Origin of the sequence: Roseateles agri, assembly GCF_034043675.1 — a bacterium.
Lineage (GTDB): Bacteria > Pseudomonadota > Gammaproteobacteria > Burkholderiales > Burkholderiaceae_C > KK5.
In genome coordinates this window covers 527,361-554,091 of the sequence record NZ_JAXCLA010000003.1, presented here as the reverse complement: position 1 = coordinate 554,091, position 26,731 = coordinate 527,361, and the positions used below count along the sequence as shown (strand labels likewise).

The window sequence follows — 26,731 nt, the reverse complement described above, 5'->3', positions numbered from 1 at the left end:
GATTGCAAGCACGTCTTGTGCGATTTGCGGATCGGCAAAGGAAAAGGCCGCCCCGGAGGGCGGCCCTTGGTGGTCAGCCGAAGCTGAGCGTTAGTTACTTGTGATAAGCCGTCTCGCCATGCGAGGTGATGTCCAGGCCTTCGCGCTCGGCATCTTCGCTGACGCGCAGACCCAGGGTCATGTCGACGATCTTGTAGGCGATCACCGAGACCACGCCCGACCAGACGATCGTCACCAGCACAGCCTTCAGCTGGATGATGAACTGCGAGCCGATCGAGTAGGCGTCCGGCGTGACGGCCGCGGCCGTCACCCAGTCGCCGACGGCGCTCGGGCCGCCCAGCGAGGGGCTGTTGAAGATACCGGTCAGCAGCGCGCCGACGATACCGCCGACACCGTGCACGCCGAACACGTCCAGCGAGTCGTCCGCACCGATGATCTTCTTCAGGCCGGTCACGCCCCACAGGCAGGCGAAGCCGGCGATGAAGCCGATCACCAGGCCGCCGCCGATGCCGACGTTGCCGGCAGCGGGGGTGATGGCGACCAGGCCGGCGACAGCGCCGGAGGCGGCACCCAGCATCGAGGCCTTGCCCTTCAGCAGCGATTCACCGATGCACCAGGCCAGCACGGCGGCGGCGGTGGCCATCAGCGTGTTGATGAAGGCCAGGGCGGCGAAGCCGTTGGCTTCCAGCGCGGAGCCGGCGTTGAAGCCGAACCAGCCCACCCACAGCAGCGACGCACCGACCATCGTCAGAGTCAGGCTGTGCGGCGTGAAGGCTTCCTTGCCGTAGCCGATGCGCTTGCCGATCATGAAGGCGCCCACCAGGCCAGCAACAGCAGCATTGATGTGCACCACCGTGCCGCCGGCGAAGTCCAGCGCGCCCCACTGCCAGATCATGCCGGCCGTGCTGTTGACCTTGTCGACCACGTCAGCCGAGGTGTAGGCATCCGGGCCGGCCCAGAACCAGACCATGTGGGCGATCGGCAGGTAGCTGAACGTGAACCAGATGGCCAGGAACAGCAGGCAGGCGGAGAACTTGATGCGCTCGGCGAAGGCGCCGACGATCAGGCAGGCCGTGATGCCGGCGAAGGTGGCCTGGAAGCAGGCGAACACGATCTCGGGGATGTAGACGCCCTTGCTGAAGGTCGCTGCATTCGCGAAGGTGCCGGCCACGTTGTCCCAGATGCCCTTCATCAGGATCCGGTCGGTGCCGCCGATGAACTTGTTGCCCTCGGTGAAGGCCAGGCTGTAGCCGTACAGGCACCACAGCACCAGGATCATCGAGAAGGCGACCATCACCTGCATCAGCACGGACAGCATGTTCTTGCTGCGCACCAGGCCGCCGTAGAACAGCGCCAGGCCCGGCACCGTCATCATGATGACGAGCAGGGTGGACAGCAGCATCCAGGTCGTGTCGCCCTTGTTGGGCACCGGTGCCGGCGGGGCCGAGGCCGCGTCGGCGGGCGCCGAGGCGGCACCGGAAGCGGCCGGCGCAGCAGCAGCGGCGGCATCGGAGGCCGGCGCGGAAGCGACCGCGGCAGGCGCGTCGGCCGGGGCGGAGGCCGCCGGATCCTGCGCCCAGGCGCCCGGTGCGAACACCGCGGCGGCCAGGGCCAGTGTGGCGAGAAGTTTCTTCATCATGATCGAAAAGATCTCCGTTGGCTGTCTGTTGTTATGGCTTAGAGCGCGTCCTGGCCCGTTTCGCCGGTGCGGATGCGCACCACCTGGTCCAGCGGCGAGACGAAGATCTTTCCGTCACCGATCTTGCCGGTGCGGGCGGCCGTCTCGATCGCTTCGATGACGCGCTCGACCACGTCGTCCGCCACCGCCGCCTCGATCTTCACCTTGGGCAGGAAGTCGACGACGTACTCCGCGCCGCGGTACAGCTCGGTGTGGCCCTTCTGGCGGCCGAAGCCCTTCACCTCGGTGACGGTCAAGCCCTGCACGCCGATGGCGCTCAGCGCCTCGCGCACTTCGTCAAGCTTGAAGGGCTTGATGACGGCGGTGATCAATTTCATGCTCAGCTCCTGGTGTGTCCGTGATGTCTGCTCAGAACGTCTTCTTCACCGACACGACCAGCTGGGTCTTGCCGTTGAACTTGCCGTTCGGATCCGAATAGGAGGACTTGGTCGCGTCGGTGCCGATCACGGCGGCGCCGAAGGTGAAGCCCGCGAAGTCCTTGTTCAAGGTCAGCGAGTAGTCGGTGTACGAGCCGGCAGACCAGTTCTTGACCGTCTGGTGGCCGACGTGCGGCGTCAGGGTGAAGCCGCCGCCGACGTCCAGCGCCGCGGACACGTCGAGGTAGCCGCTGTTCTTCGAGTCGACGGTGCCGAACAGGTTGGTCAGGCTGTGCGAGTACTTGGCGGTGACCGGGCCGAAGGTCAGCGCGCCGTAGATCTCGGTGGTGTTCGCGTTGGCCCAGCCGGCCACGTCACCCAGCTTGTTGTTGACGTATTCGTACTGCAGCACGCCGACGTCCAGGGTCAGGCCCTTGGCGACCTCGGTCTTGTAGCCGCCGTAGATGTCCCACTCGACGTTGCTGTCGCCGCCGGCGTCCTTGATCCACTTGATCGTCGACAGCCAGGTGCCGATGTAGAAGCCGCTGTCGAAGGCGTAGTCCGCGCCGCCCTGCAGGGCCGGCTTGCGGCGCGTCTGCGAGATGCCACGGTAGCGGTAGTCGCTGGTCACGCTGACGTTGAACGACAAGGGATCGGCCGGAGCCGCAGCCGGCTCGGCGGGCGCTTCGTCGGCGGCAAAAGCCGGCAGGGCGCTCGTGGCCAGGGTGGCGGCCAGCACGGCAAGAATCGACTTCATCGTGTTCTCCTGATTAGGGGGATTTGGGGAGAGGCAGGCAGACTTCGACCGGTCTTTGCAGCTTCCGTGCCAAGGCCGGAGTGGCGCGTGGCGGTGCATCCGTGCCTCATGCCGGGCCTTCCATGACCCATAACCAAGGGTGAACCCGGGCAACTCGCACATTCACGCACCAAATTGGCGCCAATCGGCCGAAAACGCGACCGGCGAGCGCGCACCTATTTCGTGCGCCGCCAAAACGGTCGGGCCATGCACAATCCCGCCCTCGGTTTCCGCCAGCAATCCCCCGGAGTTCCGCCGATGTCCCTCGCCATCGTTCACAGCCGCGCCCTCGACGGCCTCTGCGCCGCCGCCGTCAGCGTCGAAGTCCACCTGGCCAACGGCCTGCCCTCGTTCACGCTGGTGGGCCTCGCGGAAACGGAGGTGAAGGAATCGCGCGAGCGCGTGCGGGCGGCGATCCAGACCAGTGGGCTGAGTTTTCCCCACAACAAGAAGATCGTGGTCAACCTCGCACCGGCCGAGCTGCCCAAGGAAGGCGGCCGCTTCGACCTCCCCATTGCGCTGGGCATCCTGGCCGCCAGCGGGCAGATCGACGCGGCGCAGCTCGACCGGATCGAGTGCGCCGGCGAGTTGTCACTGACTGGTGAATTGCGGCCGGTGCGTGGCGCGCTGGCGATGGGCCTGGCGCTGCGGCGCGAAGGCGGTGGCAAGACACTGGTGCTGCCCCCGGCCAGCGCGGCCGAGGCAGCGCTGGTCGGCAACGTCGACGTGCGCCGCGCCACGCACCTGCTCGACGTCGTCGCCGCACTGGTGCCCGCCAGCGAGGCGCCGCTGCCTGTCGCCGAGCCCTTGCCGCGCGGCACGCCACCAGCGCTGCCCGAGCTGCGCGACATCAAGGGCCAGGCCGGCGCGAAGCGGGCGCTGGAGATCGCCGCGGCGGGCTCTCATTCCCTGCTGATGACGGGCCCGCCGGGCACCGGCAAGTCGATGCTGGCGCAACGCCTCGTCGGCCTGCTGCCGCCGCTGAACGACGACGAGGCGCTGGATTCGGCCGCGGTGCTGAGCCTGGCCGGCCAGTTCGATCCCTCGATGTGGGGCCGGCGCATCCTGCGCAGCCCGCATCACAGCGCGTCCAGCGCGGCGCTGGTCGGCGGTGGTTCACCGCCGCGGCCGGGCGAGATCTCGCTGGCGCTGAACTCAGTTCTCTTCTTGGATGAGTTGCCCGAGTTCAACCGGGCCGCGCTGGAAGCGCTGCGCGAACCGATGGAGACCGGCCGCATCACGATCTCGCGCGCCGCACGGCAGAGCGAGTTCCCTGCCCGCTTCCAACTTATCGCGGCAAGAAACCCCTGCCCTTGCGGGCAAGCTGGCAATCCGCTGCGCGAATGCCGCTGCACCTCCGAACAGATCGCCCGCTACCAGGCCCGCCTCAGCGGCCCCTTCCTCGACCGCATCGACCTGCGCATCGAGGTGCCCGCGATGCCGCCGGCAGCGCTGGCCGCGGCACCGGATGGCGAGTCCACCGCCATCGTGGCAGAACGCGTACGAGCCGCACGCGAGCGGGCGATGGCTCGCCAGGCCTGCGTCAATGCACTGCTGGAGCCGCAGCTGCTCGACGACCACGCGTTGCCGAGCGGTGCCGCGATGAGCTTGCTGCTGAAGGCCGCCGAGCGACTCGGCTGGTCAGGCCGCAGCTACCACCGGGTGCTGCGCGTCGCGCGGACGATCGCCGACCTGGCAGGCGCACGCGAGATCGGCAGCGCGCACATGGCCGAGGCGATCCAGTTGCGACGTTAGCCGCGACGCACCAGGCGGCCGTCCTTCTGCACGACGACGACGTCGCCCTGGCGCAGATGCGGATCGCTGCGCAACTCGCGGCGGCGGTTGGTGCCGTCGGCACGCTTCAGGTCGACGACCCAGACGCTGTACTTGTGCATGTTCTTCTCGATCTCGTTGCCGGCATAGCCGCCGGCCGCGGCGCCGCCCACCGTCATCAGCGCGCGGCCCGTGCCGCCGCCGAGGCGGTTGCCGAGCAGGCCGCCGACGACCGCGCCGCCGATGGCACCGGCACCGCTGCCGGACTCGGCCTTGCGCTGCTCGACGTGGATGTTCAGCACGCGCATGCAATCGCGGCACAGGGACTCCGGAGCCGCCTGTGCGGTGATGGCGGCCATGGACAGGGCGAGAGCGGCGAGGGTCTTCATATCAGTAACCTTGTTCTAACAGCGATAGTCAACGGAGGGCATTCAGCATGCCATCCGCTGCTGCCGCCGGTCGAATCCCGCCGCGTGCAGTTGTAAGACGCTGTTAGCCCACGTCAGCCGAGCAGAGGCGCCAGCGCGCGGCCGGCCGCCACTTCGTCCAGCGCCATCCGTTCGGCCCAGTCCTTCAGCTGGTCGTCGCCGATGCGGCCGACGTTGAAGTAGCTTGCGTCGGGATGCGCCATGTAGAAGCCGCTGACGCTGGCCGCCGGCGTCATCGCCATCGCATCGGTCAGGCCCATGCCGATCTCGGCCGGGTTCAGCACCTCGAAGATGTCGCGCTTGGACAGGTGGTCCGGGCAGGCCGGGTAGCCGGGCGCCGGGCGGATGCCGCGGTACTTCTCGGCGATCATGTCCTCGTTGCTGAGGCCCTCGTCGGGCGCGTAGGCCCAGAACTCGGTGCGCACGCGCTGGTGCAGGCGCTCGGCGAAGGCCTCGGCCAGCCGGTCGGCCAGGGCCTTCAGCATGATGGCCGAGTAGTCGTCCAGGTCCTTGATGAACTGCTGCTCCTTCTTGTCCACGCCGAGGCCGGCGGTGACGGCGAAGAGGCCGATGTAGTCGGGCACCTTGCCCTTGGGCGCGATGTAGTCGGCCAGGCAGCGATTCGGGCGCATCACGCCGTCGACGACCGGGCGTTCCGACTGCATGCGCAGTCCACGCCAGGTCATTAGCACCTTGCTGCGCGACTCGTCCTCGTAGATCTCGATGTCGTCATCGTTCACCTGCGCGGCCGGGTAGAGGCCGAACACGCCCGAGGCCTGCAGCCAGCGGCCCTCGATCAGGCGCTGCAGCATGCGCTTGCCGTCGCTGAGCACGCGCTGCGCCTCGCTGCCGACGATCTCGTCCTTCAGGATCTGCGGGAAGGGCCCGGCCAGGTCCCAGGTCTGGAAGAAGGGGCCCCAGTCGATGTGCTGGGCCAGTTCGGCCAGGTCGTAGTTCTTGAAGACGCGCCGGCCGATGAACTTCGGCATCGGCGGCAGGTAAGCCTGCCAATCGACGGGCACCTTGTTGGCCCGCGCCTGGGCCAAGGTCACCAGCGGCGTCTGCTTCTTGTTCGCGTGGAGATGGCGGACCTTCTCGTAGTCGGCCTTCAGCTCGTCGATGAAGGCCGTGGCGCGCTCGTCGCTGAGCAGTTCGGTGCAGACGCCCACCGAGCGCGAGGCGTCGGGCACGTAGACGACCGGGCCTTCGTAGTGCGGGCTGATCTTGACCGCCGTGTGCACGCGGCTGGTGGTGGCGCCGCCGATCAGCAGCGGGATCTTCTTGATGCGGAAGTAGTCGTCGCGCTGCATCTCGGCGGCGACGTGCTGCATCTCCTCCAGACTCGGCGTGATCAGGCCGGAGAGGCCGATGATGTCGGCACCCTCCACCTTGGCCTTGGCCAGGATGTCCTGGCAGGCCACCATCACGCCCATGTTCACCACCTCGTAGTTGTTGCACTGCAGGACCACGGTGACGATGTTCTTGCCGATGTCATGCACGTCGCCCTTGACGGTGGCGATGACGATCTTGCCCTTGGGCTTCACGTCGCCGCCGGCCGCTTCGAGCTGGCGCTTCTCTTCCTCGATGTAGGGCACCAGGTGCGCCACCGCGGACTTCATCACGCGGGCCGACTTGACCACCTGCGGCAGGAACATCTTGCCCGCGCCGAACAGGTCGCCGACGATGTTCATGCCGGCCATCAGCGGGCCTTCGATCACGTGCAGCGGCCGGCCGCCTGTCGCGCTGATCGCCTGCCAGGCCTCTTCGGTGTCCTCGACGATGAAGTCGGTGATGCCGTGCACCATCGCGTGGGACAGCCGCGCATTCACGTCGTTGGCCCGCCAGGCCAGGCGCGCCGAATCATCCTTGGCCGCACCCTTGGCCGTGTCGGCGATCTCGACGAGGCGTTCGCCCGCGTCGGGCCGGCGGTTCAGCACCACGTCCTCGACGCGCTCGCGCAGCGTCGGCTCCAGGTCGTCGTAGACGCCGACCATGCCGGCGTTGACGATGCCCATGTCCATGCCGGCCTGGATCGCGTGGTACAGGAAGACCGTGTGGATCGCCTCGCGCACCGGGTCGTTGCCGCGGAAGCTGAAGCTCACGTTCGACACGCCGCCGCTGACCTTGGCGCCGGGCAGGTTCTGCTTGATCCAGCGTGTGGCGTTGATGAAGTCGACCGCGTAGTTGTCGTGCTCCTCGATGCCGGTGGCGATCGCGAAGATGTTCGGGTCGAAGATGATGTCCTCGGGCGGGAAGCCGACCTCGTTCACCAGCACCTTGTAGGCCCGTTCGCAGATCTCGATCTTGCGCGCGAAGGTGTCGGCCTGGCCCTTCTCGTCGAAGGCCATGACGACGGCGGCGGCACCGTAGCGGCGCACGAGATTCGCCTGGCGGCGGAACTCGGCCTCGCCCTCCTTCATCGAGATCGAGTTGACGATGCCCTTGCCCTGGATGCACTTCAGGCCCGCCTCGATCACCTCCCACTTCGACGAATCGACCATGATCGGCACGCGCGCGATCTCGGGCTCCGACGCGATCAGGTTCAGGAAGCGGACCATCGCGGCCTTGCTGTCCAGCATGGCCTCGTCCATGTTGACGTCGATCACCTGCGCGCCGTTCTCGACCTGCTGCCGCGCCACGGCCAGCGCCTCCTCGAACTGCCCGTTCAGGATCATCCGCGCGAAGGCCTTGGAGCCGGTGACGTTGGTGCGCTCGCCGACGTTGACGAACAGCGTGCCCTGGCCGATGGCCACCGGCTCCAGGCCGGAGAGCTTCATCGGGGGAACAGGAGCGGTCAGCGGAGAATTGACGTTAGACATGGCGGCCTTCGATGGGCCGCGAACTCACCGCGGCCACTGGAAAACAGAGGATCGGTGAGCGTCGTTGAGCCGGGCATGCCCGCTGGGTCCAAGCCTGGCGGAGAACCAGACGATCTCCCTCGCAACGCTCCTTGAACCGAGCGCGCATTTTATGCGCCGTCTCGACATTCCCGGGGATCACAAAGCCTCAAGCCAGCACTCGTGTAGAGCGCAGGGTGGCGGGGTACCCCAAAGCTCCGTGTCCCCCGCCCGCTTCGCGGGCTCCTCCTTTACCTGCGCTTTGGGGCACCCCACCACCCCGCTTGTGCCGCGAACGATCGCTGGTGGCCTGCCTCGGGATGTGGGTGGGGGCGGCCACGGAAGTAGAGGAGGAGGCCGCGCAGCGGCCGGGGGACATGAAGTGGACGCCCCCACCCGCAGCCCGTGGCTCCCGCCGAGCCGACACGGAATAAACAACCGAAATACTGTTCGGCTAACGGCAGCATTTCTCTCAACACTGTTGAGAGTCTTGTGGGCGCCGTTACTGCACAGCGCTCAGACCGTCTCGACCAAGCCGCTGAGGAAATTCGAGCCGTGGGGACGGGGCTGGTAGGCCGAGACCTTCTGCGCGATCGCGGCGATGTGCGCGGGCGTGGTGCCGCAGCAGCCGCCGGCGATGTTCAGGAAGCCGCTGTGCGCGAACTCTTCCATCAGCCGGCCGGTGACGTCCGGCGTTTCGTCGAAGCCGGTGTCGCTCATCGGGTTGGGCAGGCCGGCGTTCGGGTAGCAGCTGATCGCCGTCGCTCCGGCGACCTTGGCCAGTTCCTCGATGTAGGGGCGCATCAAGGTGGCGCCGAGCGCGCAGTTCAGGCCGATGGCCAACGGCTTGGCGTGGCGCACCGAGTGCCAGAAGGCGGTCACCGTCTGGCCCGACAGGATGCGGCCGGAGGCGTCGGTGACGGTGCCGGAGACGATCACCGGCAGGCGCTCGCCAGTGTCTTCCATCAGCTCGTCCAGCGCGAAGATGGCGGCCTTGGCGTTCAGCGTGTCGAAGATGGTTTCCACCAGGAACAGGTCGACGCCGCCTTCCAGCAGGCCCTTGGCCTGCTCGTAGTACGCGGCGCGCAGCGTGTCGAAATCGACGTTGCGGGCGCCGGGGTCGTTGACGTCCGGGCTGATCGAGGCGGTGCGCGGCGTGGGGCCGAGTGCGCCGGCGGCGAAGCGAGGCTTGTCGATCGTCGAATACTTGTCGCAGGCGGCGCGGGCCAGCTTGGCGGCGGCCACGTTCATCTCGTAGGCGTACTCGCCGAGGCCGTAGTCTTCCTGCGCCACCGAGGTGGTGCCGAAGGTGTTGGTCTCGATGATGTCGGCGCCGGCGGCCAGGTACTGCTCGTGGATCTCGCTGATGACCTCGGGCTTGGTCAGCACCAGCAGGTCGTTGTTGCCCTTCAGATCCTTGCCGAATTCGGCGAAGCGCGCGCCGCGGTAGTCGGCCTCGCCGAGCTTGTAGCGCTGGATCATCGTGCCCATCGCGCCATCGAGGATGACGATGCGTTGTTGCAAAATGCCGGGCAGCGCCGCGCCGCGCGTGTAGGACGACGATGGAATGGGAGCGTTCATGCGGCCATTGTATGAAGCAGCCCCATGAAGCACCTGACGCCGACCGAATCCCACGCCTTCCTGCAAGCCCATCCCGAAGCCCTGTTCGTCGACGTACGGATGGAGCTGGAGTACCTGTACGTCGGCCACCCGCCGGGCATCGTCCACGTCGCCTGGTACGAGTATCCGGAGATGCAGCCCGACGCGGACCGCTTCGTCGCGCAGGTGAAGCGCGAGGCCGGCGGTGACCTGCACCGGCCGCTGGTGCTGATGTGCCGATCGGGCACGCGCACGCTGCCCGCCGGCGCGGCACTGGAGGCCGCCGGCTTCGACAACCTGATCAACGTGCTGCACGGCTTCGAAGGCGATGCCGACGCGAATTTCCAGCGCGGCCGCCTGAACGGCTGGCGCCACGACGGCCTGCCCTGGGAGCAGATGTAACGCCGGGCCGGCGATTCCAGGCAAACGTTCGCGGACAAATTTGGCAGGAAGCGCGGCTTCTTGACGCCGCCACGTGCGGCGTTCGCCGCGGGCCGTCTCCATAATTCACGCGCCGTTACATAACGGCGGAATTGCGCTGACAAGAAAGCGGAGACAGCCTCGATGCAATCGCTGAAGAACATGACCATCGCCGCGAAGCTGTACGCGGCTTTCGCCCTGATGCTGGCCCTGCTGGTCGGTGTCTCGCTGTTTGCCTACACGCGGCTGCGGGTCGTGCAGGCCGAGTCCGAGCGGATCAGCGGCAACTGGCTGCCCTCCGTGGCCGCCGCCAATGGCATGGCCACCGACCTGGCCGACTTCCGCGCCGCGCTGCTGACGCTGGTCGCCTCGCGCAATCCGGACCGCAGCAAGGCCGCGGAAGACGCGATGAACGCCGCGGACAAGCGCTACCAGGACCACGACAAGCGCTACGCCGCGATGCTGACCGGCGAGGACGAGAAGAAGCTGTACGACCGCGCCAATACCTCGATGGCCCGCTACCGCGGGCATGCGAAGGCCATCGTCGGCTTCATGCACGACAGCACCTACGACGAGGCGGTGCGCCTGCAGAACGGCGATGCACGCAAGGCCTACGAAGAGACACTGACCGGCGTCGGCGCGCTGGTCGACTTCAACGAGAAGGGCGCGCAGGATTCGGCCGACGATTCGGTCCACATCTACAACGGCGCGATCGGCTGGCTGGCCGGCGTGGCGCTGGTGGCGATCGCCGTCGGCGTGCTGATGTCGCTGGCGCTCGTGCGCGCGATCACGCGCCCGCTGGCCCAGGCCGTGCGGGCCGCCGATCGCGTTGCCGGCGGCGACCTCAGCGAGCCGATCCATTTCAGCGGCGCCGACGAAACGGCCCGCCTGCTCGAATCGATGCAGCGGATGCAGCAGAGCCTCGTCAACACCGTCTCCGCCGTGCGAGCCGGCGCCGATTCGGTGGCCACCGCCAGCGCCGAGATCGCGCAGGGCAATGCCGACCTCTCCGCCCGCACCGAGGACCAGGCCGCCTCGCTGGAGGAAACCTCGGCGACGATGGAGGAACTCAGCTCCACCGTGCGCCAGAACGCCGACAACGCCGGCCAGGCCAACCAGCTCGCCCAGAGCGCCACGCAGGTGGCGCGCGATGGCGGCCAGGTCGTCGGCGAAGTGGTCATGACGATGCGCGGCATCGAGGAAAGCTCGCGGCGCATCGCCGACATCATCACGGTGATCGACGGCATCGCCTTCCAGACCAACATCCTGGCGCTGAACGCGGCGGTGGAGGCCGCCCGCGCCGGCGAGCAGGGCCGCGGCTTCGCGGTCGTGGCCGGCGAGGTGCGCAGCCTCGCGCAGCGCAGTGCCGAGGCGGCCAAGGAGATCAAGAGCCTGATCGGCGTCTCGGTCGAGCGGGTGCAGAACGGCACCCAGCTGGTCGACCGCGCGGGCCAGACGATCGAGGGCGTGGTGGTCTCGGTGCAGAAGCTGGCCGATCTGGTCGGCGAGATCAGCAGCGCCAGCCGCGAGCAGAGCTCGGGCATCGGCCAGGTCGGCGAGGCGATCACTCAGCTCGACCAGGCCACCCAGCAGAACGCCGCGCTGGTCGAGCAGAGCGCTGCCGCCAGCGAGAGCCTGAAGACGCAGGCGAAGTCGCTGCTGGACGCAGTGGCGAGCTTCAAGCTGTCCGCCAACGCGCCGGCAACTGCGGCATCAGCACCGGCGCCGCGCGCCGCTCATCGGCCGGCGCCCGCTCCGGCGGCCAAGCCGGCCGCGGCGGCAGCAGCAGTAACAGCGAAGAAGCCAGCGGCGCCGAAGCCTCGCGTCAAGCCTGCCGCCGTTGCGGCTAAGCCGGCAGCTTCACCGGCGCAGGCCACCGTCGAGGCCGACGGCGACTGGACTTCGTTCTAACTCAGCGCTGTGGCTTGCCGCCACCGCCACCCGGCTTGCTGGGCCGGCGGTCGTTCGGGCGGCGGGCATCACTTCGCCCACCGCGACCTTCGCGGCCCTCACGACCTTCCCGCGGCTCGCGCTGTGGCGGCCGGCGGTCCATCGCCATCCGCGGCGGGGCCGGCGGCTGCTCGGCGCGCTCCTTGCGGGCGATGTCCAGCAGGCCCGGCAGTTCCTCCGCCGTCACGCCCTTCAGTGCGCAGAAGTTCGGCAAGGTCAGTGTCGTGCGCTCGAAGTCGCGCAGCAGGCCGGCGCGATTGTGCCGCTGCTGGTCCAGCAGTTGATGCTCGGCCTGCTCGGCGGCCATGCGCTCCTGCTTCAGGCCCTTGCGGCGGGCCAGTTCCTCGCGCGCCGCGACGAGGTGCTCCTCGGCGATCTCGCCGGCCGGTTGGCCATCGAGGTCGAAACGCTCCTTGGCCTTGGTCAGCGCGATCAGGTAGCCGGTGCCACCGGTGTAGCGGCGGAAGAAGGCGGACAGCTGCTGCTTCGTGAAGCGGCCCGGTGCGCGTTCCTGGATGTCGGCCTGGATGCGCAGCTTCAGCGGCTTGGCGCCGCCGGTGAACAGCGCGGGAAACAGCTCCTTGAGCTGGGCACCGACATCGGCGGCCGTGGCGGTTGCAGTAACCGCAGGCGCATCGGCCGGCACCGCATCGGTGACCGAGTCTTCAGCAGCCTCGGGCGCTTCGACGGCGGGGGCGGCTTCGGCGGCAGGCGTGGTGGGCTCGGTCGACTCGGGCGTGTTCTCGTTCATGGACAAAGGCACAGTGGCAGAAATGCAGCCGGCTATTGTCGTCTACCGGCCCGGCTTCAGTACATCGTGCGGCGCTGCCGCTCCTGCAGCTCGCCGTCATAGGCCGCGCCGTCGATCGCCGCGGCGCTGAGTGTCTGCAGGATCAGGCCCGGCGAGGGCAGGCGCTCGCGCGGGATCTGCACCGCCGCGTCCCACAGGCCGGCACGCTTGACGGCGCGCGCGCACTGGAAGAACACCAGCGCCACCTCGATCACCAGCGCCGAGCTCGGCAGGATGCCCTCGTGCGCGCAGCGCTCCAGCAGCGCCGGCGCCGTGCTGATGCGAGCACGGCCATTGACGCGCAAGGCCTCCGGCACGCCGGGAATCAGGAACAGCAGCGCGACGCGCGGGTCGTGCAGCACGTTGCGCAGGCTGTCCACGCGCTTGTTGCCGCGGCGATCCGGCAGCAGCAGGTGCCTGGGGTCGGCGATCTGCACGAAGCCCGGGCCGTCGCCACGCGGCGAGACGTCGAGTCCCTTGGCGCCGAAGGTCGCCAGCGCCGCGAAAGGCGCGGCCTCAATGTAGGGCGCGTACAGCGGGTGGACGTGGTCGCACTCCTTCATGATCGAGGCCTCGCCGGGCTCGCCGTAGAGCGAAACCAGCGCATCCAGCGCCTCGATATCGTGGCTGCGATCGAGCCAGGGCTTGTCGCCGCTCATAGTCCGCCGAACACCTTCTTCAGAATGGCGCTGCCGGTGCCGACCGGGTCCTTGCGGATCTTCTTCTCTTCCTCGGCCATCATCAGGAACAGGCCGTCCAGCGCCTTGTTGGTCACATACTGCTGGACGTTGGCGTCTTCCTTCTTGACGAGGCCGAAGCCCGCGGCCTTGCCGGCCAGCGCGTTGTACTTGTCGGCCACCGACAGCTTCTGCGTCGCCTGGGTCACGATCGGCAGGAACTGCTCCGCGAGCGGCGAGCGGGTCTTGCCCTCGAAGAATTGCGTGGCCGCGGTGTCGCCACCCTTCAGCAGGCGCAGGCCGTCTTCGACGCTCATCGAACGAATCGCGTTGACCAGCAGCGGCTTGGCCGCCGGCACCGCCTGCTCGGCCGCCCGGTTCATCGCGGTGACCAGCTCGTCGACCTTGCGGCCCTGGCCGGTGGCCTTGGCCAGCTTGGCCGCGCTCTGCAGCGCGCCGGGCAGCTCGATGCGCACGGCCGGGTTGCCGAGGAAGCCGTCGGAGCGGCCCAGGCCGCCGATCGCCGTGGTGGCTCCGCGCTCCAGCGCGGCGCGGATGCCGCTGGCGGCGTCGCCCTCGCTGAGGCCGGCGGCATGGGCACCGGTGCCGATGGCGGCGGTGGCGAGAATGAAATGGCGGCGTAGCTGCATCATGGCTTCTTACTCCTTCATCTGCTGGTCCGGCTCCGCCGCAGCGGACACCACGTCCTGGTCGATCGCGCCGAAAACGCTCTGGCCGTCGCGGCCCTTCATCTCGATGCGGATGCTGTCGCCGAACTTCATGAATTCGGTCTTCGGCGCGCCGTCCTCGATCGTCTCGATCGCGCGCTTCTCGGCGATGCAACTGTAGCCGCGGCTCCAGTCCTTGTTGCTGACGGTGCCGGATCCGACGATGGAGCCGGCCCGCACATTGCGCGTCTTGGCGACATGGGCGATCAGTTGGCCGAAGTGGAAAGTCATCTCCGGCCCGGCCTCGCAGTTGCCGACCTTGCGGCCGTTCCACATCGACTGCAGGTTCAGCTCGACACGGCCGCCGGCCCACGCGCCGGCCAGCTCATCCGGCGTCACCGCCACCGGGCTGAAGGCCGTGGCCGGCTTGCTCTGGAAGAAGCCGAAGCCCTTGGCCAGCTCGGCGGGAATCAGATTGCGCAGGCTCCAGTCGTTGGCGAGCATCAGCAGGCGCACGCCCTCCAGCGCCTGCTCGGGCGTGGCGCCCATCGCCACGTCGCCGGTGATCACGGCGATCTCGGCCTCGAAATCGATGCCCATCGCCTCGCTGGCGAAACGCGCCGGCTCGCAGGGGCCGAGGAAGTCGTCGCTGCCGCCCTGGTACATCAGCGGGTCGGTGTAGAAACTCGCCGGCACCTCGGCGCCGCGCGCCTTGCGCACCAGCTCCACATGGTTGATGTAAGCCGAGCCATCGGCCCACTGGTAGGCGCGTGGCAGCGGCGCCATACACAGCTTGGACTCGAACGGAAACGCGTGGCGCAGCTTGCCGTGGTTCAGCTGCGTGTAGAGATCCTCCAGCTGCGGCGACAGGAAACCCCAGTCGTCCAGCACCTGCTGCATTCGCGTGGCGATGCCGTTGGCGTAGTGGGCCTGGCTCAGGTCACGCGAGACGACGAGCAGTTGGCCGTCACGGGAGCCGTCTTTGTAGGTGGCGAGCTTCATCGAGTTGGGGAGAGGTCGTTCGGCGGGTCGATGGCAGCATTGTCCGATGCGCCGTGCGTCGATCTCGTGGCAACACCGCAGCCTACCTTGGGCAGCGGCGTTGACCCTGAGCGCGGCGGCGCATGCCTGGTACCTGGGCGGCTGGCCCGACCGGATACCGCAGGCCATGTCGACGAGGGCGATCAGCGCACGCATGATCGAGCCGCCGATCCCGGTCATGACGATACCCGTCGTCGCGATGAAGGTCGTCACGAAGAGGCGCGCGTCGCCGACCACAGCGCCGCTTGTTGAAGCAACAGCTGCACCGGATGCCGAAGGCGTCCACATCGCCCCGCCACGCGAATGGACCTACCACCTCCGCCAGGGAGATCGTCAAGGCATCGCACGCCTGAGCTGGCAACCGCAGGACGACGGCTACCACCTGTTGTTGACGCGTGAACTCGACGGCAAGCCCTTGCCCGGCTGGCGCAGCGAAGGCGGGCTCGATGCGAAGCAGGGCCTCGTGCCAAGGCGCTACGCGACACAACGCCAGGGTCGTGATTCGCAAGCCACGAACTTCCGGCGCGAGGAAGGCCTGATCAGCTTCTCCGCCAGCCGCGAGCAGTTCGCGCTCGTGTCTGGCGTGCAGGACCGGCTCAGCTGGTGGCTGCAGCTGGCCGCCCGCGTGGCCGGCGCGCCGCAGCGCTTCGGTGCTGGCGGCGAGATCCGCATCACCGTCGCCGGCCTGCGCGGCGAGCCGATTGAATGGATTTTCGACATCCTCGGCGAGGAGGCACTGGTCTTGCCACAGCAGCAGGTCCCCGCGGCGCTGCACCTGCGCCGCGCGGCACTCGGGCCTTACGACGGCGCGATTGACGTGTGGCTCGATCCGGCGCGGGATCACCTGCCGGTGAAGCTCGCCGTCAGCACGGTGGACGAAAACGGCTGGGCGATGGAGCTGCTTGACGATACGCCCCCGAACACGCCCCCGAGATAAGGGGCACGATGTGATCTTGTGGCGCTTCCCGCACATATGCGGGGCCCGCAAAGCCCCGATCAGCAGGGGGATCTGCCACTATCTGTCCATGCTTCTGCCAAAAGCGGAAGGCCCGGGATCTTGAAGCCGGCCCTTGTGGCCGTACATGAAGCCGAAAGGAGCGCTCTCATGCACATGCTTTACAACTCTTCCAGTTTCATCGTCGTGCAGTTCGACGTGCAGGTGGACGAGCCGCGCCCCGGGGAACTTCTGAAGGCCAACCCCGAGTTGCAGCTGCGTCGTGGCGGTTTCGAGATCGTCGACAAGTTCGCCCGCAAGGAAATCTTCATCGAGGGCGCTCTCGCCCAACAGTTCCAGGACGGCGTCGAGGCCCTGATCGAACGCGACCCCAGCGAGGAAGACCTGGACGATTTCATCGAGGCCTACGCGCGAATGGGCAACCAGCCTGTCGTGATGCATTAAGCCGGGGATGAGCACGAAGTCGCACTAATTCTGCTTGCAGGCTTGTCCTGCGCGGCGCGCTGCGCCAAGATCGGCCCGAATTCATCATCGTTGTTGATGGCGGGAAGTCGAGATGGTCAAGCGTTTGGCGGATGCGAAGGTGATTCCATCGCCCGGCCTCGAGGAGGCGGCGGTGCTCGACCGCATGTGCTCGCAGTTCGTGCTGACCTTGACCGTCAAGCACGCCGGCCGCTTCAACCTCCGCCGCGATTTCAACGGCCTGCTCTCGTTCACCGGCCGGCATCTGGTCTGGCCGGTGCGCGTGCTGACCCGACTGCGCGCCTACCTGAACCAGCGTTGCCAGGGCAACGAGCTCTGGGCCGGCCACGAGTCGCTCGCCGACCAGGCCTTCCTTGAGCGGCACGGCGTGTGGAGCGGCCCCTTCGCTGAGGCCACGCTGTTCTTCTACCTCGATGAATACATCAAGGACGCGCCCAAGGACATGCTCGCGCTGCTGGCCACCACCAGCGAATGGCTGGACCGCCAGCTCAAGCGCGAATCGACGCTGGTCGAGAAGAACATCGCCGCGCTGGGCCAGCTGCTGCAGCTGAACCCTGCAGAGCGCGCGATCCTGCTCTACGGCACCTTGGCCCGCTACCAGCGCGAGCTGCGCGGCGCGCTGGTGGAGTTCAAGGTCAACACCGCGCAGGAGGCCTTCGCCGCGATCGCCGCGGTGGCCGGCGTCAACGAGCAAGAGGTGGCCGAGGCACTGCGCGCCGGCTCGCGGCTCGAGCGCATCGGCATGGTGGAGAACCTGATCTCCGAGCACAACATCACCGACCTGGCCGACCTGATGAAGGTCAGCGACCAGTTGCCGCCGGTGCTGATGCGCGAGTACCAGGGCCCGCACGACCTGATGGCCGTGTTCACCCGCCCGGCGACGAAGAGCCCGCTGGCACCGGTCGATTTCCACTTCGTCGCCGACGACATGGCCCTGCTCGGCACCTTGCTGCGCCGCGCCGTCAGCAGCCATGCGGCTGGCGTCAACGTGCTGCTCTACGGCCCGCCCGGCACCGGCAAGACCGAGCTGGCCAAGGTGGCCGCGGCCGCCGTCGGGCTCGATCTGTACGAGGTCGAGTACGCCGATCGCGACGGCAACTCGCTGTCCGGCCGCGATCGCTACCGTTCGCTGCAGATCAGCCAGCAGTTCCTGAAGGCCAGCGAGAACGTGGCGCTGCTGTTCGACGAGGTCGAGGACGTGTTCCCGCCGCTGTCCACCGACACCGCGCAGCTGATCGCACGGCTCGACTCGGCGCTGGAGGCTCCCGCGTCGAACTCGGTCAGCGGCAAGGCCTGGGTCAACCAGATCCTGGAGACCAATCCGGTGCCGGTGATCTGGATCACCAACCGCATCGAGCAGATCGACCCGGCCTTCCGCCGCCGCTTCCAGTACCACCTGGAGCTGAAGTCGCCGCCACCCGGCGCGCGGCTGGGTCTGGTGACGCGCGCGCTGTCCGATGTGGAGGTCTCCGCCGAATTCGCCGCCCGCCTGGCCGAACGCCGCGGCCTGACGCCGGCGCAGATCCGCACCGCGGTTCGGTTCGCGCAACTGGCCGGCGCGCCGGAGGATGGCGAGAAGCTGATCGAGCGCCAGCTGATGAATGCCGACAAGGCGCTGGGCCACCAGGCGCACGACCGCGCCGCGCGGCCGGTCGTCACGCAGTACGCGCTGGATCTGCTGAACGTGGAGTCGCGCTTCGAGATCCCGCGCATCGTCGCCGCGCTGCAGCGCCGCTCGGCCGGCAATCTCTGCTTCTACGGCCCGCCCGGCAGCGGCAAGACCGCGCTGGCCGAGCACATCGCCGCCGCGCTGCAGCGCCCGCTGATGATCCGCCAGGCCAGCGACCTGGCCAGCAAGTACGTCGGCGAGACCGAGCAGAACATGGCGCGCATGTTCGAGAGCGCCGCTGCCGAGGGCGCCGTGCTGCTGCTCGACGAGGCCGACAGCTTCCTGCGCAGCCGCCGCATGGCCGAGCGCAACTACGAGGTCAGCGAGGTCAACGAGATGCTGGCCGGCATGGAGCGTTTCCCCGGCGTATTCATCTGCACGACCAATCTGTTCGAGGAACTGGATGAGGCCGCGCTGCGCCGCTTCGCCTTCAAGATCCGCTTCAAGCCGCTGCTGGTGCCGCAGCGCGTGCGCATGTTCGCGCGCGAAGCGGGCCTGGCCGAGCCGACGCCCGAGCAGTGCAGCCGCCTGGCAGCGCTCGATGCGCTGACGCCGGGCGACTTCGCCGCCGTGCGCCAGCAGGTGGAGATCCTCGGCGAACCACTGACGCCGGACGAATTTTTGGCCCAGCTCGAAGCCGAGCACCGCATCAAGCCCGACGTCCGCACGCATCGCTCGATCGGGTTCACGCACTGAGCCGTGGCATCCTGCGAGGATGCCTGCCCTTCCCAAATTCCTCGCCGCACTGCTGCTGACGCTGAACCTCAGCGCCTACGCCGCCGACGCCTGCCCGCCCAACACACCGACACCCACGCCCGAGCAGATCGCAGCCGCCGCGGCGAACGCGCGCGACCACGGCCTGCTCTGGCGCGTCAGCAAGGGCGGGCGCAGCGCCTACCTGTACGGCACCGTCCACGTCGGCAAGCTCGACTGGGCCTTGCCCGGCCCCGCGCTGAACAAGGCCTGGGAGGACACCGACACGCTGGCCGTCGAGCTGGACATCAGCGATGCGCAAACGATCCGCGCGCTGACCCAGGACGCCCCGAAGCTGGCCCACCCGCTCGACGCAGCCACCCAGGCGCGGCTGGACGCGCAGCTGCGCGCCGCCTGCCTGCCGCCGCAGGCTCTGGCCGCGCTGCACCCGCTGATGCAGGTCAGCACCTTGGCGATGCTGGCCGGCCGCTGGGACGAACTGGACGCCGGCTACGCGCAGGAAGCGATGCTGCTGACGCGGGCGCGCGCCGAGGAGCGCCGCGTCGTCGCGCTGGAAACGGCGCAGGAGCAGCTCGCCGCGCTGATCCCGCGCGATCCGAAGGACGTGCGCCGTGGCATCGACGACGGCCTCGACCAGCTCGAACGCGAGCAGGTGCGCGCCCCGATGCTGAAGCTCGCCCAGGCCTGGGCCGACAGCGACCTACCCCTGCTCCAGCACTACGAGGACTGGTGCGACTGCGTGCACGACGAAGCCGACCGCCGCTACCTGCACGGCCTGCTGGAGAAGCGCAATCCGAAGATGGCCGAGCGCTTCGTGGCGCTGCATGCGACCGGCAAGCGCGTGCTGGTCGCTATCGGTGCGCTGCACATGATCGGCCCCACCGGCCTGCCCGCACTGCTGAAGAAGATGGGCTTCACGGTCGAGCGCCTGGTGCCCGCGGAATCACCGTAATATCGACCGTCACCCTCACAGGAGAACCGACATGGCCGACAGTCCGAGTGACAGCAGCAATCCCTTCAGCAAGCTCGTCCCCGGCTTCGACTTTCTCCAGAGCCTGGTCAAGAACGCCGGTGCCGCCCTGCCCGGCATCGGCCAGTGGGTGGCGCCCACGCTGAACCCTGAGGAGCTGGAGAAGCGCATCGAGGAGCTGCGCACCGTGCAGTTCTGGCTGGAGCAGAACGCCCGCATGCTCGGCGCGACGATCCAGGCGCTGGAGGTGCAGCGAATGACCTTGTCCACGCTGAAGTCGATGGACGTGCCGCTCTCCGCGCTGCGCGAATCGCTGACGATCCCGGTGCCGACCGTGGCGCCCGAGCCGGCCGCCGCGCCCGCCACAGCACCCGACACGGCGCCGATGATCGACCCCACGCAATGGTGGACCGCCCTGACCCAGCAGTTCACGCAGCTGGCCACGACGGCGATGACGGACACCTCGATGCTGCCCGGCGCCGCCGGCAAGACCGCGCCGGCACCCAAGCCCAAACCCGAACCCAAGCGCGCCGCCCCGGCAAAGAAGGCCGCACCGGCCGCCCGCAAGCGCAAGCCGGCACCCTGAGTTCAGAGAGGGTTAGGTCTTGCGCAGCGACGGCAGCAGCCGCGCAAGAAGCCCCTGGTTGACGACCAGCCCTAGCAGCACGCCGCCGGTGCCCAGCCACTGCAGGGCCGAAGGCTTCTCGTCGAAGGCCAGCGCCGCGGCCCAGAGCCCGGTCACCGGCACCAGCAGCGACCAGGGCACGATCTGCCCGGCCGGATGGCGCTTCAGCAGCTTGGTCCACAGGCTGTAGGCCAGCGAAGTGGCCAGCAGGCCGAGGTAGATCACCGCACCCGCGCCGGCCGCGTCGATGCCACGCAGCTCTCGCACCACTTCGTCGGGCCCCTGCTGCCACACCGCCAGCGCGAGGAAGGGCAGGACCGGCACCAGGCTGCTCCACACGATGAAGTTGAAGGGCTCGTAATCCGCCACCTGGTTGGCCAGCCGGCCGATCAGGTTCGAGATCGCCCACATCAGCGCTGCGCCCACCGTCAGCAGGAAGCCGATCAGCGTCATCTCCCCGGGTCCGCTACCGTGCGCGCAGGCGATCAGCAGCAAGCCGCCCAGCGCCACCGCCAGCCCCGCCCACTGGCGCGGCAAGGTGCGCTCGCCCAGCACCGGCACGGCCAGCAGCAGGGTGAAGAAGGCCTGCGACTGCATCACCACCGAGGCCATGCCCGCCGTCATGCCCAGCTGCAGGCCCAGGAACAGCAGGCCGAACTGGCCCAGGCCCTGGGCGAGGCCATAGCCCAGCAGATAGCGCGCGGGCAGGCCCGCCGGCCGCTTCACCAGCAGCAGCACCGGCAGGGCCGCGACGAGGAAGCGCAGCGCGCCCATCAGGAACGGCGACAGGCCCTTCAGGCCCAGCTTCATCACGACGAAGTTGGAGCCCCAGATCAGCACGATGGCGGCCAGCCGCGCCACATCGCCGCGGCTCAGGCGGGCCGCGCTCACAGCGCCCGTCCCTGGGCCGCGCGCGCCGCGACGAAGGCCTCGAAAGCCTCGGCGCTGGTCTTGGCCGGCCGGTAGCCCAGTTGCTCCTTCAGGCGGCGGTTGTCCAGCACCGGACGGTAGCGCAGGAAGTCGAGCTGCTCGGGGCCGTAGCGGCTGAGGCCCAGCCTGGAACCCACCCACAGCACACCCGCGAGCACGGAGGCGGGGAAGTTGCGCGTCTTCTTGCCGAGCCGGCGGGCGATCTCGTGGATCGTCAGCGCGCCGTCGCCGGCCACGTTGAACTGGCCCTCGCGGCCGGTGCGCAGCGCGTGCAGGAAGGCGCCGGTGACGTCCTGGTCCCAGATGAAGACGAAGGGGCTGTCGCTGCCCTGGATCGCGATCAGGCGCGGCTTCTCGAACAGCGCGGTGATCTGGTTGTCGACCGTCTCGCCGAGGATGGTGCCGATGCGGAACACCGTCTGCTTCAGCTGCGGCTGCACCTGGCGGTACAGCTCCAGCGCCTCCTCGACCAGGCGCTTGTGGTGCGAATAGGCGAACACCTCGTTGCCGCGCAGCGGATCGGTCTCGACCAGCCAGTCCGGGTTGTCGGCGTGATAGCCGTAGGCCGCGCCGCTGGAGCTGACGAGCAGGTGCGCCACGCCGGCGTTGACGCAGGCCTGCAGCAGGTTCTGCGTGCCCAGCACGTCGACCGAGTACTCGAACTCGCGGTTCGATCCGCGGCCGGGCGTGACGATGGAGGCCAGGTGCACGACCGTGTCGATGCCGTGGCGGCGCAGCGCATCGACGACGTTCGCATCACGCACGTCCTGCTGCTCGTAGACCACGCCTGGCAGGCGGCGATCCACCGGCACCTCGCGCACATCCTGCGCGACCAGCACCTCGCACTCGCCGCTCGCGGCCAGCGCGGCCACCAGGCTGCGACCGAGGAAGCCGTCCGCGCCGGTGATCAGGACTCTCTTCTTCATAACTGTGTTTTCTCGGCCGGCCGCCTGGCCCACCAGTGCGCCAGCGCCATGCCGGCGATGATGTCCCAGAAACCCCAGGCGCCGGCCACCACCGCCATGCCGCCCAAGCCACCGAAGAAGCTGAAGATCAGCACCAGGCCGAGCCCCGAGTTGCGGATGCCGACCTCGATCGACACCGCGCGCCGGTCGTATTCCTTGAGCCCGGCTGCGGCGGCGCTGAAGTAGCCCAGGCCATAGGCCAGCGCGTCGTGGATGACGACCGCCAGCATCACCAGGCCCACGTAGTCGAGGAAGTAGCGCCAGTTGCCCGCGACGGCACCGACGATGAACAGCACCAGCACGAGGAAGCTGAGGATGCGCGCCGGCTTCTTGATCCGCTCGGTCAGCGCCGGCCACAGCCGGGCGAAGCCGATGCCCAGCACGAAGGGCAGGCCGATGATGACGACGATGTGCAGGCCCATCTCCAACGGGTCCAGCGCAATGGTCTTCAGCAGCGGCGCGGCCGTCGGATGGATGCTGCCCCAGAAGGCCAGGTTCAGCGGCATCAGGAAGATCGACAGCGCGTTCGAGATCGCCGTCATCGAGACCGACAGCGCCACATTGCCGCCGGCACGGTGCGTGATGATGTTCGAGATATTGCCCGGCGGGCAGCAGGCCACCAGGATCATGCCCAGCGCAATGCTGGGCGTCGGCCGCAACACCAGGGTCAGCGCATAGGTGATGGCCGGCAGCAGCAGGAACTGCGCGGCGATGCCGGCGCCCATTGCCACCGGCATCTTCAGCACGCGCTTGAAGTCCGCCAGCTTGGTGTCCAGCGCGATGCCGAACATCAGGAAGGCGAGCACGGCGTTCAGCGCCTGCAGCGAGGCCGGGTTGAAGTTGAGCCTGACCTCGTCGACGTTCATGCGAGCGCCTTCGATGCCGCGCGCACCGCGTTGCGATAGGTGTCCTTGTGCACGTAGTAGCTCATCCGCTCCAACTGCAGGTACTTGTAGCCGCCCGACATGTCCGGCGGCGGCCCCAGCTTCGCCTGCTTGAAGAGCGCGGCCTTCTCACCCTGCGCCTTGAACACGCGCGCCACCAGCTCGCCCTGCTCGTAGCGGCCCTGCCAGCCGATGCCGCTGGCCTCGATCATGCCGACGACGGCGAGGTTGTCGTAGGCGGGCGCAAAGATGTTCAGGTACAGGCGCGGTGCCATGCCCTGCCAGTTCAGGAGCGCGCGCTCGATGAAGGGGTAGTGCAGCTTGTAGCCGGTGGCGGCCAGCACCATGTCGTACTCGGCCAGCGAGCCGTCCTTGAAATGCACGGTACGGCCCTCGAAGCGATCGACGTCGGGCCGCACCTTGATGTCGCCATGGCCCAGGTGGTGCAGGATCAGCGAATTCACCACCGGGTGACTTTCGTACATCTTGTACTCGGGCTTGGGGAAGCCGAAGCGCACCGGGTCGCCGGTGAACCACTTCAGCACCGTGCTGTCCACCTTCTGCTTCAGCCAGGCCGGCAGCGGGCGCTTGCCGCCGAGCGTGTCGGCCGGCTTGCCGAAGACGTACTTGGGCACGAAGTAGTAGCCGCGGCGCACCGAGATGTCGATGCTCCTGGCGTAGTGCACCGCGTCCACCGCGATGTCGCAGCCGGAGTTGCCGGCGCCGATCAGCAGCACGCGCTTGTCGGTGAACTGCTTCGCCGACTTGTAGCGGCTCGTGTGCAGCAGCTCGCCGCTGAACTCGCCCTGGAACTGCGGCATGCTGGGCTCGGCCAGGGTGCCGTTGGCGATGACGACGCCCTTGAACAGCGCCTCCTGCCATCTACTCTCACCATTGCCCTCGCCTTCGCTCCAGCGCACCCGCCACAGCGGCGCGGCGCCCTCGCCCGCCGGCTCGACCCGCAGCACGCGGGTGTTGAAGCGGAAGTGCCGGCGCAGCTCGAACTTGTCGGCGAAGGCGCTGAAGTAGCGCATCAGCTCGGCATGGCTCGGATAGTCGGCCACCGTGTCGGCCATCGGGAATTCGCTGAACTCGGTCGTGCGCTTGCTGGAGATCAGGTGGGCTGACTCGTAGACGGTGCTGCGCGGGTTGGCGATGTTCCACAGCCCGCCGACGTCCGCATAGGCCTCGAAGCCCTGGAAGGGCAGGCCTTCCTTCTGCAGGTTGCGGGCGGCGGCGAGGCCCGAGGGGCCGGCGCCGATCAGGGCGATCTGTTCTTCGGTGCGGGTCATTTTTCGGGCAGGCCGGGGACGGGGGTGGAGCCGGGCTCGCCGGGCCGCGGCTTGCGCGGCTGGCCCAGCAGGAGGTGGTCGTGCAGGCGCTCGGGCAAGAGGTTCAAAGCCTTGGCCAGCCAGCCGATGCGCCGCGGCAGCACGATCTGCTCGGCTCCGGCGGCCACACGCCGCAAGAGCGTCGCGGCCGCCTCGTCGGGCTCCATCAGGCCCGGCATCGCGAAGCGGTTGCCGGCCGTCAGCGCCGTGCGCAGGTAGCCGGGGCTGACGGTGCTCACCTGCAGCCCGGCCGGCCGCAGCTCGGCCCGCAGCGCCTGCAGGTAGGCGATCAGGCCGGCCTTGCTGGCGCAGTAGGCGCCATTGCCGGGCATGCCGCGCCAGCCGGCGATGCTGGCCACGCCGACCAGGGTGCCGCGGCCAGCGGCCAGCATCGGCTTCAGGAAGGGCTGGAAGCTCGTGGGCACGCCCAGCAGGTTGATCTCCAGTGCGCGGCGGAAGAAAGCCAGGTCGTCGGCCTCGGCCGTGGCGTAGCCCCCGGCCACGCCGGCGTTGGCGATCACCAGGTCGGGCGTGCCGTGCGCGGCCATCCAGTCGGCCGCCATCGCCTGCATGGCCGCGCTGTCGGCCACGTCCGGCGTGTAGATGCGGCTGCGCTCGGACGCAGCGTCATGAATCGCCTGGAGCACGGCCCGGTCCAGCCCGACCAGCGCCACCTTGGCGCCGCCGTCCAGCAGCCGCTGCGCCAGCGCGCGGCCGAAGCCGCCACAGGCGCCGGTGAGCACCGCATTGCTGAAAGACGAGCGCGAATCCATTGCGGCCAGCTTAAGCGGCGTTCACAATGATCTCGTTTTCTCAATACGATCCGTCTCGTTTTTCGAGATATTGCATGTCAGACACGACACCCAGCCTGCGCCTGATCGAGCTGCTCGAGCTGCTCGCCGCCCAGCAGCGGCCGCTGAGCCTGGCCGAGCTGCAGGCGCTGGGCGACTGGCCCAAGCCGACCCTGCACCGGATGCTGCAGCAGCTCGAGGCCGGCGGCTTGCTGCAGCGCGAGCCGGACGGGCGGCGCTATGCGCTGGGCCCGCGCCTCGTGCGCCTGGCCGAGGCCACGCTGGTGGCCAGCGCGCAGCAGGGCGTGCGCCATGCGGTGCTGCGCCAGCTGGTGGCCGATATCGGCGAGAGCTGCAACCTGACCGTGATGTCCGGTGCCGAGGTGATCTACCTGGACCGCGTGGAGGCGGCCTTCCCGCTGCGCATGGAACTGCGCCCGGGCACCCGCGTGCCGCTGCATGCCTCGGCCAGCGGCAAGCTGTTCCTGGCCTTCATGCCGGCGCGCCAGCGTAAGCCGCTGCTGGACCAGCTCGCGCTGACCCGCCACACGGCGACGACGTTGGACTCGCGCACCGCGCTGGAGACCGAGCTGGAGCGCGTGCGGCGCGACGGCCATGCGGTCGATGCCGAGGAGTTCGTCGATGGCCTCGTCTGCGTGGCCGTGCCGGTGCGCGATGGCGCGACCCAGGCCGTGCGTTGCGCCGTGGCGCTGCAGGCGCCCGCCGCACGCATGCCGCTGGCGCAGGCCCTGAAGCTCGTGCCGCGCCTGCGCAAGGCGGCCGAAGCGCTGGAGCGGAGCTTCACGGACTAGCCTGCTACGCTCCCGCCAACACATCTACCGAACGCCACCCGTGGACCTCTCCCACCCCAGCACCCTGCTCGTTCCCGCCGGCTTCGCGGCGCTCATCGTCTGGCGCATGGTGAAGCGCGTGCGCCGGCTGGTCGGACGGCAGCGGCTCGCGCCGGTGCGGCCCTGGATGACCGTGGTGTTCTTCCCGCTGCTCGTCGCGCTGCTGCTGCTCGGCGCGCGCCAGCATTCGGACACCGCCGCCGGCCTGCTCGGCGGCGCGGTGCTGGGTGGCGTGCTCGGCTGGGTCGGGCACCGGTTGACGAAGTTCGAGGCGACGCCCCAGGGCCTGTTCTACACGCCCAACGCGCACTTGGGCATCGCGCTCTCGCTGCTGTTCATCGGGCGGCTGGTCTACCGGATGGTCCAGCTCTACATGGCCACCGGCAGCTTCCAGCCCGACGCACACACCTTCGCCGCCAGCGGCCCGCTGACGCTGGCGCTGTTCGGCACGCTGGCCGGCTACTACGTGGTCTACGCGATCGGCTTGCTACGCTGGCGGCATTCGATCGCCGCCAGCGCCAGCCGCTGA

At 68.5% G+C, this 26,731-nt stretch carries 25 protein-coding genes and 1 riboswitch; of the genes, 10 read left to right on the top strand and 15 right to left on the bottom strand.

The features are described 5' to 3' along the window. Positions 1 to 94: 94 nt before the first annotated feature. The 3 genes from SNE35_RS10715 to SNE35_RS10705 are packed head-to-tail and all read right to left on the bottom strand — an operon-like array spanning position 95 to position 2,812. A complete protein-coding gene (locus tag SNE35_RS10715; RefSeq protein WP_320423153.1) occupies positions 95 to 1,636 on the bottom strand; it encodes an ammonium transporter in 1,542 nt (513 codons plus the stop codon). Between the two features lie 41 nt (positions 1,637 to 1,677). Continuing rightward, positions 1,678 to 2,016, bottom strand: coding sequence for a P-II family nitrogen regulator (gene glnK / locus SNE35_RS10710; protein ID WP_320422891.1), 339 nt, complete (start codon positions 2,014 to 2,016; stop codon positions 1,678 to 1,680). Positions 2,017 to 2,047: 31 nt separating this feature from the next. Further along, positions 2,048 to 2,812: a TorF family putative porin gene (locus SNE35_RS10705; RefSeq protein WP_320422890.1), complete on the bottom strand. Its 765-nt coding sequence runs from the start codon at positions 2,810 to 2,812 to the stop codon at positions 2,048 to 2,050. Between the two features lie 297 nt (positions 2,813 to 3,109). Here SNE35_RS10705 and SNE35_RS10700 point away from each other — a divergent pair, with 297 nt between their 5' ends. After that, the gene (locus tag SNE35_RS10700) at positions 3,110 to 4,606 is read left to right on the top strand and encodes a YifB family Mg chelatase-like AAA ATPase (protein ID WP_320422889.1); all 1,497 of its coding nucleotides are present in this window, start codon (positions 3,110 to 3,112) and stop codon (positions 4,604 to 4,606) included. Here the strand turns inward: SNE35_RS10700 and SNE35_RS10695 are convergent. From SNE35_RS10695 to SNE35_RS10685, 3 genes are all read right to left on the bottom strand, one after another. Continuing rightward, positions 4,603 to 5,013, bottom strand: coding sequence for a glycine zipper 2TM domain-containing protein (locus SNE35_RS10695; RefSeq protein ID WP_320422888.1), 411 nt, complete (start codon positions 5,011 to 5,013; stop codon positions 4,603 to 4,605). The two genes, SNE35_RS10700 and SNE35_RS10695, sit on opposite strands and share 4 nt — an antisense overlap. Before the next feature lie 113 nt (positions 5,014 to 5,126). Then, the gene (gene metH, locus SNE35_RS10690; protein WP_320422887.1) at positions 5,127 to 7,829 is read right to left on the bottom strand and encodes a methionine synthase; all 2,703 of its coding nucleotides are present in this window, start codon (positions 7,827 to 7,829) and stop codon (positions 5,127 to 5,129) included. Between the two features lie 91 nt (positions 7,830 to 7,920). After that, positions 7,921 to 8,010, bottom strand: a riboswitch (S-adenosyl-L-homocysteine riboswitch). A gap of 395 nt (positions 8,011 to 8,405) precedes the next feature. Beyond that, positions 8,406 to 9,470: a homocysteine S-methyltransferase family protein gene (locus SNE35_RS10685; protein ID WP_320422886.1), complete on the bottom strand. Its 1,065-nt coding sequence runs from the start codon at positions 9,468 to 9,470 to the stop codon at positions 8,406 to 8,408. A gap of 24 nt (positions 9,471 to 9,494) precedes the next feature. Between SNE35_RS10685 and SNE35_RS10680 the strand changes: the two genes are divergently transcribed. Both SNE35_RS10680 and SNE35_RS10675 read left to right on the top strand, forming a co-directional pair. Then, positions 9,495 to 9,890 carry a rhodanese-like domain-containing protein gene (locus tag SNE35_RS10680; protein WP_320422885.1) on the top strand — a complete coding sequence of 132 codons (396 nt, stop codon included), beginning with the start codon at positions 9,495 to 9,497 and terminating at the stop codon, positions 9,888 to 9,890. Between the two features lie 162 nt (positions 9,891 to 10,052). Further along, positions 10,053 to 11,819, top strand: coding sequence for a methyl-accepting chemotaxis protein (locus SNE35_RS10675; RefSeq protein ID WP_320422884.1), 1,767 nt, complete (start codon positions 10,053 to 10,055; stop codon positions 11,817 to 11,819). Position 11,820: 1 nt separating this feature from the next. On the opposite strand, the gene SNE35_RS10670 is transcribed toward SNE35_RS10675, so the two are convergent. Genes SNE35_RS10670 through SNE35_RS10655 form a run of 4 tightly spaced genes read right to left on the bottom strand, consistent with a single transcriptional unit; the run spans position 11,821 to position 14,995 of the window. Next, positions 11,821 to 12,609, bottom strand: a complete 789-nt coding sequence (locus SNE35_RS10670; protein WP_320422883.1) for a ProQ/FinO family protein — start codon at positions 12,607 to 12,609, stop codon at positions 11,821 to 11,823. 56 nt (positions 12,610 to 12,665) lie between these two features. Continuing rightward, the gene (locus tag SNE35_RS10665) at positions 12,666 to 13,307 is read right to left on the bottom strand and encodes a pyridoxamine 5'-phosphate oxidase family protein (protein ID WP_320422882.1); all 642 of its coding nucleotides are present in this window, start codon (positions 13,305 to 13,307) and stop codon (positions 12,666 to 12,668) included. Next, a complete protein-coding gene (locus SNE35_RS10660; protein WP_320423152.1) occupies positions 13,304 to 13,975 on the bottom strand; it encodes a DUF4197 domain-containing protein in 672 nt (223 codons plus the stop codon). The genes SNE35_RS10665 and SNE35_RS10660 overlap by 4 nt, the downstream gene beginning before the upstream one ends. 9 nt (positions 13,976 to 13,984) lie before the next feature. Continuing rightward, positions 13,985 to 14,995: a fumarylacetoacetate hydrolase family protein gene (locus tag SNE35_RS10655; RefSeq protein ID WP_320422881.1), complete on the bottom strand. Its 1,011-nt coding sequence runs from the start codon at positions 14,993 to 14,995 to the stop codon at positions 13,985 to 13,987. Positions 14,996 to 15,095: 100 nt separating this feature from the next. Between SNE35_RS10655 and SNE35_RS10650 the strand changes: the two genes are divergently transcribed. The 5 genes from SNE35_RS10650 to SNE35_RS10630 all read left to right on the top strand — a co-directional run bounded on the left by SNE35_RS10650 (position 15,096) and on the right by SNE35_RS10630 (position 20,411). Beyond that, on the top strand, positions 15,096 to 15,971 hold the full coding sequence (locus tag SNE35_RS10650; RefSeq protein WP_320422880.1) for a DUF3108 domain-containing protein: 876 nt from the start codon (positions 15,096 to 15,098) through the stop codon (positions 15,969 to 15,971). Between the two features lie 168 nt (positions 15,972 to 16,139). Further along, the gene (locus SNE35_RS10645) at positions 16,140 to 16,433 is read left to right on the top strand and encodes a BTH_I0359 family protein (protein ID WP_320422879.1); all 294 of its coding nucleotides are present in this window, start codon (positions 16,140 to 16,142) and stop codon (positions 16,431 to 16,433) included. Between the two features lie 112 nt (positions 16,434 to 16,545). After that, entirely contained in the window at positions 16,546 to 18,837 is a 2,292-nt protein-coding gene (locus tag SNE35_RS10640) for an ATP-binding protein (protein ID WP_320422878.1), read from the top strand. Between the two features lie 19 nt (positions 18,838 to 18,856). Then, entirely contained in the window at positions 18,857 to 19,807 is a 951-nt protein-coding gene (locus SNE35_RS10635; RefSeq protein WP_320422877.1) for a TraB/GumN family protein, read from the top strand. 31 nt (positions 19,808 to 19,838) lie between these two features. After that, a complete protein-coding gene (locus tag SNE35_RS10630) occupies positions 19,839 to 20,411 on the top strand; it encodes a PhaM family polyhydroxyalkanoate granule multifunctional regulatory protein (protein WP_320422876.1) in 573 nt (190 codons plus the stop codon). A gap of 12 nt (positions 20,412 to 20,423) precedes the next feature. Here the strand turns inward: SNE35_RS10630 and SNE35_RS10625 are convergent, their stop codons facing one another. From SNE35_RS10625 to SNE35_RS10605, 5 genes are read right to left on the bottom strand one after another with little or no spacing between them, the layout of a single operon-like run. Next, the gene (locus SNE35_RS10625) at positions 20,424 to 21,341 is read right to left on the bottom strand and encodes an EamA family transporter (protein WP_320422875.1); all 918 of its coding nucleotides are present in this window, start codon (positions 21,339 to 21,341) and stop codon (positions 20,424 to 20,426) included. Then, the gene (locus SNE35_RS10620) at positions 21,338 to 22,306 is read right to left on the bottom strand and encodes an SDR family oxidoreductase (RefSeq protein ID WP_320422874.1); all 969 of its coding nucleotides are present in this window, start codon (positions 22,304 to 22,306) and stop codon (positions 21,338 to 21,340) included. Before SNE35_RS10620 ends, SNE35_RS10625 begins: the two co-directional genes overlap by 4 nt. Then, positions 22,303 to 23,211, bottom strand: a complete 909-nt coding sequence (locus SNE35_RS10615; protein WP_320422873.1) for a bile acid:sodium symporter family protein — start codon at positions 23,209 to 23,211, stop codon at positions 22,303 to 22,305. Before SNE35_RS10615 ends, SNE35_RS10620 begins: the two co-directional genes overlap by 4 nt. Beyond that, positions 23,208 to 24,521, bottom strand: coding sequence for a flavin-containing monooxygenase (locus SNE35_RS10610; protein ID WP_320422872.1), 1,314 nt, complete (start codon positions 24,519 to 24,521; stop codon positions 23,208 to 23,210). The genes SNE35_RS10615 and SNE35_RS10610 overlap by 4 nt, the downstream gene beginning before the upstream one ends. Continuing rightward, complete coding sequence (locus SNE35_RS10605) at positions 24,518 to 25,333, bottom strand: SDR family oxidoreductase (RefSeq protein WP_320422871.1); 816 nt, start codon at positions 25,331 to 25,333, stop codon at positions 24,518 to 24,520. Before SNE35_RS10605 ends, SNE35_RS10610 begins: the two co-directional genes overlap by 4 nt. Before the next feature lie 74 nt (positions 25,334 to 25,407). Here SNE35_RS10605 and SNE35_RS10600 point away from each other — a divergent pair, with 74 nt between their 5' ends. Both SNE35_RS10600 and SNE35_RS10595 read left to right on the top strand, forming a co-directional pair. Continuing rightward, positions 25,408 to 26,163, top strand: a complete 756-nt coding sequence (locus SNE35_RS10600; protein WP_320422870.1) for an IclR family transcriptional regulator — start codon at positions 25,408 to 25,410, stop codon at positions 26,161 to 26,163. A 40-nt stretch (positions 26,164 to 26,203) separates the two neighbouring features. After that, positions 26,204 to 26,731, top strand: a complete 528-nt coding sequence (locus SNE35_RS10595; protein WP_320422869.1) for a CcdC protein domain-containing protein — start codon at positions 26,204 to 26,206, stop codon at positions 26,729 to 26,731.

What these genes read in the sequence shown, in the direction of transcription:
- SNE35_RS10660 (WP_320423152.1), bottom strand. Translation starts at nt 13,975, where the DNA reads ATGCAGCTACGCCGCCATTTCATTCTCGCCACCGCCGCCATCGGCACC.
- SNE35_RS10630 (WP_320422876.1), top strand. Translation starts at nt 19,839, where the DNA reads ATGGCCGACAGTCCGAGTGACAGCAGCAATCCCTTCAGCAAGCTCGTC.
- SNE35_RS10675 (WP_320422884.1), top strand. Translation starts at nt 10,053, where the DNA reads ATGCAATCGCTGAAGAACATGACCATCGCCGCGAAGCTGTACGCGGCT.
- SNE35_RS10640 (WP_320422878.1), top strand. Translation starts at nt 16,546, where the DNA reads ATGGTCAAGCGTTTGGCGGATGCGAAGGTGATTCCATCGCCCGGCCTC.
- SNE35_RS10680 (WP_320422885.1), top strand. Translation starts at nt 9,495, where the DNA reads ATGAAGCACCTGACGCCGACCGAATCCCACGCCTTCCTGCAAGCCCAT.
- SNE35_RS10605 (WP_320422871.1), bottom strand. Translation starts at nt 25,333, where the DNA reads ATGGATTCGCGCTCGTCTTTCAGCAATGCGGTGCTCACCGGCGCCTGT.
- SNE35_RS10620 (WP_320422874.1), bottom strand. Translation starts at nt 22,306, where the DNA reads ATGAAGAAGAGAGTCCTGATCACCGGCGCGGACGGCTTCCTCGGTCGC.
- SNE35_RS10600 (WP_320422870.1), top strand. Translation starts at nt 25,408, where the DNA reads ATGTCAGACACGACACCCAGCCTGCGCCTGATCGAGCTGCTCGAGCTG.
- SNE35_RS10670 (WP_320422883.1), bottom strand. Translation starts at nt 12,609, where the DNA reads ATGAACGAGAACACGCCCGAGTCGACCGAGCCCACCACGCCTGCCGCC.
- SNE35_RS10655 (WP_320422881.1), bottom strand. Translation starts at nt 14,995, where the DNA reads ATGAAGCTCGCCACCTACAAAGACGGCTCCCGTGACGGCCAACTGCTC.
- SNE35_RS10705 (WP_320422890.1), bottom strand. Translation starts at nt 2,812, where the DNA reads ATGAAGTCGATTCTTGCCGTGCTGGCCGCCACCCTGGCCACGAGCGCC.
- SNE35_RS10665 (WP_320422882.1), bottom strand. Translation starts at nt 13,307, where the DNA reads ATGAGCGGCGACAAGCCCTGGCTCGATCGCAGCCACGATATCGAGGCG.
- SNE35_RS10715 (WP_320423153.1), bottom strand. Translation starts at nt 1,636, where the DNA reads ATGAAGAAACTTCTCGCCACACTGGCCCTGGCCGCCGCGGTGTTCGCA.
- SNE35_RS10700 (WP_320422889.1), top strand. Translation starts at nt 3,110, where the DNA reads ATGTCCCTCGCCATCGTTCACAGCCGCGCCCTCGACGGCCTCTGCGCC.
- metH (WP_320422887.1), bottom strand. Translation starts at nt 7,829, where the DNA reads ATGAAGCTCTCCGGCCTGGAGCCGGTGGCCATCGGCCAGGGCACGCTG.
- SNE35_RS10635 (WP_320422877.1), top strand. Translation starts at nt 18,857, where the DNA reads ATGCCTGCCCTTCCCAAATTCCTCGCCGCACTGCTGCTGACGCTGAAC.
- SNE35_RS10695 (WP_320422888.1), bottom strand. Translation starts at nt 5,013, where the DNA reads ATGAAGACCCTCGCCGCTCTCGCCCTGTCCATGGCCGCCATCACCGCA.
- SNE35_RS10615 (WP_320422873.1), bottom strand. Translation starts at nt 23,211, where the DNA reads ATGAACGTCGACGAGGTCAGGCTCAACTTCAACCCGGCCTCGCTGCAG.
- SNE35_RS10685 (WP_320422886.1), bottom strand. Translation starts at nt 9,470, where the DNA reads ATGAACGCTCCCATTCCATCGTCGTCCTACACGCGCGGCGCGGCGCTG.
- SNE35_RS10610 (WP_320422872.1), bottom strand. Translation starts at nt 24,521, where the DNA reads ATGACCCGCACCGAAGAACAGATCGCCCTGATCGGCGCCGGCCCCTCG.
- SNE35_RS10645 (WP_320422879.1), top strand. Translation starts at nt 16,140, where the DNA reads ATGCACATGCTTTACAACTCTTCCAGTTTCATCGTCGTGCAGTTCGAC.
- glnK (WP_320422891.1), bottom strand. Translation starts at nt 2,016, where the DNA reads ATGAAATTGATCACCGCCGTCATCAAGCCCTTCAAGCTTGACGAAGTG.